Source organism: Sphingomonas bacterium, assembly GCF_903644055.1.
In the GTDB taxonomy this organism is placed as follows: Bacteria; Pseudomonadota; Alphaproteobacteria; order Sphingomonadales; family Sphingomonadaceae; genus Sphingomonas_I.
Window position 1 is genome coordinate 1 of sequence record NZ_CAHJXD010000216.1, and the last position, 9,167, is coordinate 9,167.

Consider the following 9,167-nt stretch of genomic DNA (forward strand, 5'->3'; position numbering starts at 1 on the left):
GTCACCCCGGCCTTGAGCCGGGGTCCCGCTTCTTCTTCAGCGTCGGCCAAGCAGCGGGACCCCGGCTCAAGGCCGGGTGACAGTTCAACCTCAACAGACAGCCTCCAGCCGCCTCAGATCGCGCCCGAAAACGTATCGCATTGCGCGGGGTCGCCGCTGTCGAGGCCGCGCTTCAACCAGGCCATGCGCTCCGCCGAGGAGCCGTGCGTGAAGCTGTCGGGCATGGGCGTCTTGCCCGCCGAGCGCTGGAGCGTATCGTCGCCGATCGAATTGGCGGCGCGCATCCCCTCCTCGACATCGCCGGGTTCCAGCCGGTCGCGATTGTTGGCCGCCCAGACGCCCGCATAGCAATCGGCCTGGAGCTCCATCTTCACCTGCAAAGCGTTGGCGCCTGCCTCGCCCGCCTGCTGTTGCTGAGCGCGCACCTTGTCCGCCGTGCCCGTGAGATATTGGACGTTGTGGCCGACCTCGTGCGCGATCACATAGGCCTGCGCGAAATCGCCCGCGGCGTGGAAGCGATTGCTCAGTTCATCGAAGAATTCGGTATCGAGATAGACGCGCTGGTCGGTCGGGCAATAGAATGGCCCCATCGCCGATTGCGCCGCGCCGCAGCCCGACTGGCCCTGGCTGACGTAGAAGTGCAAGGTCGCGGGGCGATACTGCTTTCCCTGCTGTTGGAACAGCTTGGTCCACGTATCCTCGGTGCTCGCGAGCACCTGGCAGGAGAATTTGTGCGCCGGATCGGCGTCGCAGACCTGCTGCGCGGTCTGGCCGGTGCGCGGCACCTGCTGCGTCCCCGTCCCGGTGCCGCCGCCGATCAGCGACAGCGGGTTCATCCCGAAGATCATCATGCCGATCGCCAGCACGATGATCCCGCCGATGCCGAAGCGGCTGGCGATCAACCCGAAGATCATCCCGAGGCCACCGCCCCCGCCACCGAAGCCCCCGCCGCCACCGCCGCCGCTGTCCTGCTCGACGTTCTGGCTTTCGCGATAATCGTCGAGCCGCATGGCGATATCCCCTTGGAATGCTTTCCGACCAAATGCTTGCGGAGCCGCAACGGTTGCATCGCCCTTCCGCCGCGCAGCCGCTTGATCTAGGCTTTCAGCATCGCGGAGAGATTTCCATGCTTCTCAAGGACAAGACGGCGCTGATCAGCGGATCGACCTCGGGCATCGGGCTCGGCTGCGCGCGCGCGCTGGCGGCCGAGGGCGCGGCGATCCTGCTCAACGGCTTCGGCGATGCCGATGCGATCGAGGCCGAGCGCGCCGCGCTGGAGGCGATCAGCGGCGCCAGCGCGCTCTACGATCCCGCCGACATGAGCCGGCCCGATCAGATCGCGGCGATGGTCGCGCGCTGCACGGCCGAACTCGGCGGGCCGGACATCGTTATCGCCAACGCGGGCATCCAGCATGTCGCGCCGATCGAGGATTTCCCGATCGAGCAATGGGACCGGATCATCGCGATCAACCTTTCCTCGGCGTTCCACCTGACGCGCGCGGCGATCCCGGCGATGAAGGCCGGCGGCTGGGGGCGGCTGATCTACATCGCCTCGGCCCATTCGCTGGTCGCGTCGCCGTTCAAGGCGGCCTATGTCGCGGCCAAGCATGGCGTCGCGGGGCTGGCCAAGACCGCCGCGCTGGAGCTGGCGACCGCCGGGATCACCGCCAACTGCATCTCGCCCGGCTACGTCTGGACCCCGCTCGTCGAGAAGCAGATCCCCGATACGATGAAGGCGCGCGGGCTGACGCGCGAGCAGGTGATGCGCGACGTGCTGCTCGCCGGCCAGCCGACCAGGCAGTTCGTGACGATCGAGCAGGTCGCGGCGCTGGCGCTCTATCTGTGCCGCGACGAGGCTGCTGCGATCACCGGCGCCAACCAGTCGATCGACGGCGGCTGGACCGCACAGTGAGCGCCGCCGCGCCGGGCGCGCCGCCATGGCTGCTGGCGATCTTCGCGATCTGGAGCCTGGGGGGGCTGATCTGGCTCGCCGCCGCGCTCTGGGCGAACCGCACCATGGGCACCGCGGGGCGATCGGCGCAGGCGCCGTACCGGACGCTCAACCTGATCGGCTGGATCGCACTGTTCGGCAACGGCATGGTCCGAACGAAGGACCATGCCCTGCTCTGGCACCCGTTGCTGCCGCCGCTGTGGCGGGTTCCCGCGTGGGGCGGCTGGATGCTGGCGCTGCTGGCGGCGTTGCTCACGGCGCCCGTCGTGGCGCGGGAGAAGCCGGTGGACCGCGATCGGCCGCAGGCGTGGCAGAATGTGCTGATGCCGCGCGATCGGGCGCGGCTGCATGGCTGGCGGCAGGCATGGCTCGACGGCCTCACCCAGGCGCGCGACGGCGGCGGTGCAGCGGCGGTCGATGCCGAGGGCGCGATGCTCGATCCCGATGCCGCGCTCAACGATCCCGATGCGCCCGACGGCGCCTATCGCTGCCGATCGATCAAGCTGGGCGCGCTGCGCCCCGGGGCCGCGGCCTTTTCCCGGCAGCCGGGCGTCGCGTGCCGGATCGCCGGCGGCCGCTTTGAAGAGATCGAGGGGCCCCAGCGCGTCGCGGGCACTCTCTGGCGCTACGATGGCGTGCGGAAGCTGCTGCTCGGCGCGATGGCGCTGGGCGACGAGCGCGGCGCGCTGCCTTACGGCCGCGATGCCGAGCGGGACATGCCGGGGCTGTTCGAACGGATCGGGCCGCGCCGCTGGCGCATCGTCCTCCCGCGCCCCGCCTGGGAAGCGCAGGTCATGGTGATCGAGGTCGTGCCCGCCGATTAGAGCTCCGTCCTGTCGACGTTGCACTCCCGTCACCCCGGACTTCATCCGGGGTCCCGCTGCCTGCCGACGCTGAAGAAGCGGGACCCGGCTGAAGGCCGGGGTGACGTTTCAGTGAACAGGACAGCCTCCAGGACGATCCTCCCCCGGCGGGGGAGGTGGCCGGCGAAGCCGGACGGAGGGGTGACACGATATCGAGAGGCGACACCCCTCCGTCATCGCTACGCGATGCCACCTCCCCCGCCAGGGGAGGAGCATGAGCACACCTCCTCGCATTCGACTCCAGCCGCCGGGCTCAGCCGCCCTCCAATGCCCGCGCTTCGGGAAAGCGATCGAGGCTGACATGGCCGTCGCGCTTCAAGGCTTCCACCGCGCGCTTGACGTCCTGGCTGGAGCCGCGCGGCAGGATCAGCACGGCATCGGTCGTCGCGATGACGATCAGGTCCTTGATCCCGACCGCGGCGATCAGCGGCCCGTCGGTGCGCAGCAGGCATCCCGACGTATCGATCGCGACGATCTCGCCGTGATGCGCATTCTCGTCCGCATCGCGCGACGCGATCGCGTGCAGCGCATCCCAGCTCCCGACATCGGACCAGCCCATGTCGATCGGCACGACCGCGATCTTTTCGGCCTTCTCCATCACCGCGGTGTCGATCGGCTCGTTGGGCGCGCCCTCGAAGGCGTCGCGCGCCGGATAGACACGCGCGCCCTCGCGCCGCGCGCCCTCCATCGCACCCTGCGCCGCCGCGAGGATCGCCGGACCATGCTGCGCCAGCGCCGCGAGATAGGCGCCGGCGGTGAACAGGAAGATGCCGCCGTTCCAGCTATACGAGCCGTCGGCGAGATAGGCCTTCGCGGTTTCGAGATCGGGCTTCTCCACGAAGCGTTCGACCTGCTGGACGCCGAGCCCGATCTCCGGTCCGCGCTTGATATAGCCGTAGCCCGTTTCGGGCCCGTCGGGGGTGATCCCGAACGTCGCGAGCCAGCCGTCGCCGCACAATGGCGCGACCGCCGCGATCGCGCGATGAAAGGCGGGGACGTCGGCGATGACATGATCGCTGGGCATCACCAGCAGCAGCGCATCGGCGGGCGAGACCAAAGCGGCGAGCGCGATGGCGGCGGCGGTGTTGCGCGCGGCGGGCTCGAGGATCAGCAGGCTTTCGGCAACGCCCACCGCGCCGAGCTGGCGTTCGATCTCCCCGGCATGCGCGGCATTGGCGACGATGATCGGGCTGGCGAAGGCCGCGCTGCCGAGCGTGCGCCGCACGGTCTGCTGCAACATCGTCTCGGCGCCGGTAAGGCTCAGCAATTGCTTGGGTTTGGCCGTCCGAGACAGCGGCCACAGCCGGGTTCCCGATCCTCCCGATAGGATGACGGGGGTGATCACTTGCGTCGTCATGAAATCTCCGATGGCGCGTTCCGGCGAACGCCGAAGCGCAGGGGCAACGCCCGCTCCGGCACCGCGTTCCGAAACGCCGCGCGAGCCCCACGCGGGTAAACAATCGTTACGGGGGACATTATCTATTTGATAGGCGTTATCTGTGCTAGGAACAGGTCGCTTGGTTCTACGAATCAGGCGTGTGCGTGGTTTTTTGGAGGTCGAGATGGCGTTAGCCGCCTCATTGCTGAAAAGCGAGATGCGTCGGCATCTGCTGATGAACGTCGGGCTCGTCGCGAGCTGCGTCGTCGGCGGCACCGTCGTGACCAACGAGCGCGGCCTGTTCGTGCCGCTCGGCATCCATGGCATGTCGGAGACCGCCAAGGCCTTCGCCGCGATGTTCACGCCCTCCACATTGCTGCCCGGCCTCACCAATGTCCAGATGGTGGCCCCGCTGGAGCCTTTCGACGTCACCGCCGATTCGCGCGATCTGCGCCGGCGGCTGATGGATGCGTTCGCCGATTTCTCGGCGCCCGCTGCCGATTACAACCAGGAAGTCGCGCAGTTCAGCTCGCAGACGCTGTCGCCCACCGAGCTTGCCTCGAATGCCGGCCCGCTGGGTGGTGTGGCGCCGGCGGGCGTCGCTGGTGCGGCAGGGTCCGATGGCGCGGGTGCCGCGGTTTCCGATTCGGGTGCGGTCGTGGCCGCGGGCAGCGATGCGGCATCGGGTTCGACCGCGACCGCCGGGGGCACATCGGCGACCAAGACCGCCGATACGGCATCGACGGGCGCCGCCTCCCCGCTCGCCAAGTCGACCGGCGATTTGCTGGCCTCCAATGCGGCGACCTCCAATTCGGAGGTCAATGCGACGCCGCCGACCGTCGACACGCCGACCCCCGTCGAGCCGCCCGTTGTCGTCAGCCCGGTGACGCCGCCGGCGACCACGCCGGTTCCCGAGCCGTCGGTCTGGGCGATGCTGCTCGGCGGCTTCGGCGCGATCGGCTATCTCCAGCGCAGCGCCCGCCGCCGCCGTCGCGCCGAGGCCGAAGCCGCCGCCTGATCGTTCGGCAATCGCGCAATCCGCTAAGGTTCGAAATCTCCTCGAACATATCCGTCACCCCGGCCTTGAGCCGGGGTCCCGCTGCCTGCCAACGCTGGAGAAAAGCGGGACCCCGGCTCAAGGCCGGGGTGACGTTCAGCTCGAACAGGACCGCGTCTAACGCAGCTCCAGCCGATCGCCCTCGATCCTGACCGATCCCATCCGCGACAGCATGTTCTGCCCGAGCAGCGAGACGCCGAGCCCCTGGCGCACCACCGCCGCGCGGACGTCGTGAAGCTCGCGCCCCGCGAGCTTGACGCTGGCGAGATGCGTCCAGGCCATCGCGGTGCTGCCGCCCACCGTCTCCACCTTCTGCGCGAAGCGGCCGGCCTCCGGCGTCAGCCCCAGCGCCTTGGCATCGGCGGCGCGCAGCACGGTGACGCTGGCGCCGGTATCGACGAGGAAGCGCACCCGCCGCCCGTTGACCTGCGCGCCGATGTAGAACAGCCCATCCGACGCCCGGACCACCTGGCTGCCGCCATCGCCTTCCCCGGACGGGGCGTCGGCATCGCCCGGGCCATCCTTGTTCTGGTCATCCCTTCCGGGAACGCCCGCCATCGCGGCGCTGGGCGCGGGCGCCTCGGTGATCGCATCCTCGGGCGCATACCGCGATCCCGCCAGCCCGGTCATGCAGCCGAGCGCGAGCATCACGGCGGGGAGGGGAGCGGCGTTGAGCAGCGACGGCATGCCCGCTTACTGCGCCAAGCCTTGCAACGATCTGTGAGCCGATCCGGCTAACGGCTGGTTAGGGATATGTCGCTATGCCGGGCTTTGGCAGTGTTACGCCTCGATCGCGCCGGGATGGTCGCGCCCGTCGAATCGCACGATCCGCGCCTCCACGCCATGCCCTTCGTCGAGGCAGCGCAGGTTGATGCTGATCCCGCGCGGATGCGATCGCGGCTTGTAATAGCTCTTGATCCCGCATTGGGCGCAGAAGATGTGCTGCGCGGCGCCCGTGCCGAAGCGGTAGGTGGTCGTCTCCCTGCGCCCTTCGAGCAGGCGAAAGTCCGCCTCGGGCACGATGATGTGCAGATAGCCGGTCATGCCGCAGATCGAACAATCGCAATCGAGCACCTCGATCGGCCCATCAGGCAGCGACGCCTCGAACCGCACGAGCCCGCAATGGCAGCCGCCCTCCACCTTGGTCATGTCTTGCGCCTGAGATAATCGGGGTCCCCGCAAAGTACCACTTTGCGGGGTTGTATAGTGGGGAGCTTCTGTTGCTCGGTGCTCCCCATACCGCCGGTTTCCGCTTCTGTTGCCCGGTGCGGCCCGAACCGCGTTCAAGCCTTGTAATCTAAGCCGTTAGGCCGTGATTACGCGGCAATCGCGAGCGCCTCATTATCGTTGGCACTTGTGGTTTTGATCGGTTTTACGGCTCAATCACGCCGGGCAAAAATAGCATGCTCGTCCACACGTCGATCCTGGTTCGGCCCCGTCATCAACCGCTCGGAAAAGTGGCTGGTGGTGGAGCCGCCGGGTACTGCCCCCGGGTCCGCTGCGTCTCACACGATATCATTTATCGCCATATCCGGCCGAAGCCGGCATCGGGGATATAGGCGCTCGGGCGGCGGGTGCAAAGGGGGGCGTCAGATAGGCAGTCGCGAACGATCGGCGCGCTGCTCGCGGCGATCTTCGTGCTGGCGTCGAGCCGGCTGGTCGGGCGGTTGCTCTGATCCTCCCCTGCAAGGGGAGGTGGCATCGCGCAGCGATGACGGAGGGGTGTCGCCCCCTCGATAGCGGGAGACCCCTCCACCAGCCTTCGGCCGGTCCCCCTCCCCTTGCAGGGGAGGAACTCAGCCCGCCCGCCCCCGCAATTCGTCCCTGATCTCCCGCAGCAGGATCACCTCGGCGCTGTCGGCGGCGGGGATCACCGGGCCCTCGGCCTTTTCGCGCTCCAGCGTCGCGACCGCGCGGCTCACCGCGCGGACGATCAGGAAGATGATGAAGGCGACGATCAGGAAATTGACGACCTGTGTCGCGAATTCGCCATAGCCGATCAGCGGCACGCCCGCTTTCTTGAGATCGGCATAGCTGGTCAGCGAACCCCTGTAATCGGCCGGCACCGCGCCCAGCCGCCAGAAGTGGCCCGAGAAATCGAGGCCCCCGGTCAGCTTGCCGACGATCGGCATGATGATGTCGTCGGTCAGGCTGGTGACGATCTTGCCGAACGCCGCGCCGATGATCACCGCGACCGCGAGATCGAGCACGTTGCCGCGGCTGACGAAGGCGCGAAAATCCTTGAGCATGACGGTCCTCCCGCCGGCGATCATCCCCCGCACCGCCTTTCCGATCAAGCCCGATTGCGGGATGCGTATTAGGGCAGTAAGACGGCGGCGAACCAACCAGCCGAGGCACCCCCATGTCGCTCCGCCGTCCGTCGCTCAACCGTTTCCGCATCGCCTTGCTCGCCCCCGTCGCCGCGCTGGCGCTCGGCGGCTGCGGGCTCAATTCGATCCCGACCGCCGAGGAGAATGCCAAGGCGCGCTGGGCCGACGTGCAGAACGAATATCAGCGGCGATCCGATCTGATCCCCAATCTGGTGAGCACCGTGAAGGGCTATGCCGCGCAGGAGAAGGATGTGCTAGAAGGCGTGACGCAGGCGCGCGCCAACGCCAGCGCGATCCACCTCTCGCCCGACGACCTCAAGGATCCCGCCAAGGTCGAAGCCTATGAGAAAGCGCAGAACGGCGTGACCGTCGCGCTCAACCGCCTCCAGCCGTTGCAGGAGGCCTATCCCGATCTCAAATCCAACACCAATTTCATGGCGCTGCAATCGCAGCTCGAAGGCACCGAGAATCGTATCACGATCGCGCGGCGCGATTACAACGATGCGGTGCAAGGCTATAACACGCGCATCCGCACCTTCCCCGATGCGGTCGGCGCCAAGCTGTTCTACGGCGCCAAGCCGATGCAGACCTTCCAGGCGACCACCCCCGACGCGCAGACCGCGCCGGCGGTGAAATTCTGATCGTCCAGCGTCGAGCAGGCCGAGCGTTCACTTTTCGTTCTTGACTTTTGCGCGTATTTCTGCCAGGGTAAAACGATGATCGGACCATGCTTTGCCCCGTTCGGCCATCCTTTGCTCCGTCACCCCGGACCTGTTCCGGGGTCCCGCTTGGCAGGCTATCCCCGGAAAGGCAGCGGGATGCCGGATCAAGTCCGGCATGACGAAACAGGGCTGCTGAAGACGGCACTCGCGCTCGTCGCGGCCTTTCTCTTCATGCTCCTTGCCATTCCGGCCCACGCGCAGACCTTCCCCGCCTTCACCGGCCTCGTCACCGATGCCGCCAACATCCTGCCCGCCGATCGCAAGGCGGCGCTCGAACAGCAGCTCGAAGCGTTCCAGCAACAGACCGGGCGCCAGCTCGTCGTCGCGACGATCCCCGATCTCCAGGGCTATGCGATCGAGGATTACGGCTATCGGCTCGGGCGGAACTGGGGTGTCGGGCTCAAGGGCGCGGACAATGGCGCGATCCTGATCGTCGCGCCCAACGAGCGCAAGGTGCGGATCGAGGTCGGCTACCGGCTCGAGCCCGTGCTGACCGATGCCTTTTCCAGTCTGATCGTCCAGACGAAGATCGTCCCCGCGTTCAAGGCGGGCGACATGCCCGGCGGGATCGCCGCGGGCGCCGATGCGATGATCCAGCAATTGGGCCTGCCCGACGATCAGGCGCGCGCGCAGATCGCCAAGGCCGCGGCGGCCTTCGACGAAAGCCACAAAGGCCACGAAGGCCACGATGGCAGTGGCTTTCCGTTCGGGCTGATCTTCTGGCTGGTGATCGTGGGCGTGATCATGGCGAGCCATTTCGGCCGGCGGCGCGCCGGCCCGTGGGGCGCGCGGCGCTATACCGGCGGCGGCGGCAACTGGCCGATCTGGCTGTGGGCGGCGAGCGAGCTTGCGCAGGGCAGCCGCCA

10 protein-coding genes and 1 other RNA gene are annotated in these 9,167 nt (G+C 67.8%); 5 read left to right on the forward strand and 6 right to left on the reverse strand.

Annotation, left to right across the window (positions count from 1 at the left end):
- Nucleotides 1-113 precede the first annotated feature (113 nt).
- Nucleotides 114-1,010, reverse strand: a complete 897-nt coding sequence (gene ypfJ, locus HUU94_RS09550) for a KPN_02809 family neutral zinc metallopeptidase (RefSeq protein ID WP_174274855.1) — start codon at nt 1,008-1,010, stop codon at nt 114-116.
- A gap of 116 nt (nt 1,011-1,126) precedes the next feature.
- Between ypfJ and HUU94_RS09555 the strand changes: the two genes are divergently transcribed.
- Nucleotides 1,127-1,912, forward strand: a complete 786-nt coding sequence (locus HUU94_RS09555; protein ID WP_174274856.1) for a 3-hydroxybutyrate dehydrogenase — start codon at nt 1,127-1,129, stop codon at nt 1,910-1,912.
- On the forward strand, nt 1,909-2,775 hold the full coding sequence (locus HUU94_RS09560; protein ID WP_174274857.1) for a DUF4893 domain-containing protein: 867 nt from the start codon (nt 1,909-1,911) through the stop codon (nt 2,773-2,775). Before HUU94_RS09555 ends, HUU94_RS09560 begins: the two co-directional genes overlap by 4 nt.
- A 292-nt stretch (nt 2,776-3,067) precedes the next feature.
- On the opposite strand, the gene HUU94_RS09565 is transcribed toward HUU94_RS09560, so the two are convergent.
- Complete coding sequence (locus HUU94_RS09565) at nt 3,068-4,171, reverse strand: mannose-1-phosphate guanylyltransferase/mannose-6-phosphate isomerase (RefSeq protein ID WP_174274858.1); 1,104 nt, start codon at nt 4,169-4,171, stop codon at nt 3,068-3,070.
- Nucleotides 4,172-4,409: 238 nt separating this feature from the next.
- On the opposite strand from HUU94_RS09565, the gene HUU94_RS09570 reads away from it, so the two are divergent.
- A complete protein-coding gene (locus tag HUU94_RS09570) occupies nt 4,410-5,210 on the forward strand; it encodes a PEPxxWA-CTERM sorting domain-containing protein (RefSeq protein ID WP_174274859.1) in 801 nt (266 codons plus the stop codon).
- 156 nt (nt 5,211-5,366) lie between these two features.
- Here HUU94_RS09570 and HUU94_RS09575 read toward each other — a convergent pair whose 3' ends face one another.
- The 4 genes from HUU94_RS09575 to mscL form a co-directional block, all read right to left on the reverse strand.
- Nucleotides 5,367-5,936 carry a retropepsin-like aspartic protease family protein gene (locus HUU94_RS09575; protein WP_174274860.1) on the reverse strand — a complete coding sequence of 190 codons (570 nt, stop codon included), beginning with the start codon at nt 5,934-5,936 and terminating at the stop codon, nt 5,367-5,369.
- Between the two features lie 93 nt (nt 5,937-6,029).
- Nucleotides 6,030-6,398 (reverse strand): GFA family protein, encoded by a 369-nt coding sequence (locus tag HUU94_RS09580; RefSeq protein ID WP_174274861.1) that lies wholly within the window; start codon nt 6,396-6,398, stop codon nt 6,030-6,032.
- 95 nt (nt 6,399-6,493) lie between these two features.
- Nucleotides 6,494-6,834: a transfer-messenger RNA gene (gene ssrA, locus HUU94_RS09585) on the reverse strand.
- Between the two features lie 211 nt (nt 6,835-7,045).
- Entirely contained in the window at nt 7,046-7,498 is a 453-nt protein-coding gene (gene mscL / locus HUU94_RS09590; RefSeq protein WP_174274862.1) for a large conductance mechanosensitive channel protein MscL, read from the reverse strand.
- Between the two features lie 113 nt (nt 7,499-7,611).
- Between mscL and HUU94_RS09595 the strand changes: the two genes are divergently transcribed.
- Both HUU94_RS09595 and HUU94_RS09600 read left to right on the forward strand, forming a co-directional pair.
- A complete protein-coding gene (locus HUU94_RS09595) occupies nt 7,612-8,220 on the forward strand; it encodes a LemA family protein (RefSeq protein ID WP_174274863.1) in 609 nt (202 codons plus the stop codon).
- A 177-nt stretch (nt 8,221-8,397) separates the two neighbouring features.
- Nucleotides 8,398-9,167: TPM domain-containing protein (locus HUU94_RS09600; RefSeq protein ID WP_254602113.1), on the forward strand; the 770-nt coding region annotated here is incomplete at its 3' end.

What these genes read in the sequence shown, in the direction of transcription:
- mscL (WP_174274862.1), bottom strand. Translation starts at nt 7,498, where the DNA reads ATGCTCAAGGATTTTCGCGCCTTCGTCAGCCGCGGCAACGTGCTCGAT.
- HUU94_RS09570 (WP_174274859.1), top strand. Translation starts at nt 4,410, where the DNA reads ATGCGTCGGCATCTGCTGATGAACGTCGGGCTCGTCGCGAGCTGCGTC.
- HUU94_RS09580 (WP_174274861.1), bottom strand. Translation starts at nt 6,398, where the DNA reads ATGACCAAGGTGGAGGGCGGCTGCCATTGCGGGCTCGTGCGGTTCGAG.
- HUU94_RS09555 (WP_174274856.1), top strand. Translation starts at nt 1,127, where the DNA reads ATGCTTCTCAAGGACAAGACGGCGCTGATCAGCGGATCGACCTCGGGC.
- ypfJ (WP_174274855.1), bottom strand. Translation starts at nt 1,010, where the DNA reads ATGCGGCTCGACGATTATCGCGAAAGCCAGAACGTCGAGCAGGACAGC.
- HUU94_RS09575 (WP_174274860.1), bottom strand. Translation starts at nt 5,936, where the DNA reads ATGCCGTCGCTGCTCAACGCCGCTCCCCTCCCCGCCGTGATGCTCGCG.
- HUU94_RS09565 (WP_174274858.1), bottom strand. Translation starts at nt 4,171, where the DNA reads ATGACGACGCAAGTGATCACCCCCGTCATCCTATCGGGAGGATCGGGA.
- HUU94_RS09595 (WP_174274863.1), top strand. Translation starts at nt 7,612, where the DNA reads ATGTCGCTCCGCCGTCCGTCGCTCAACCGTTTCCGCATCGCCTTGCTC.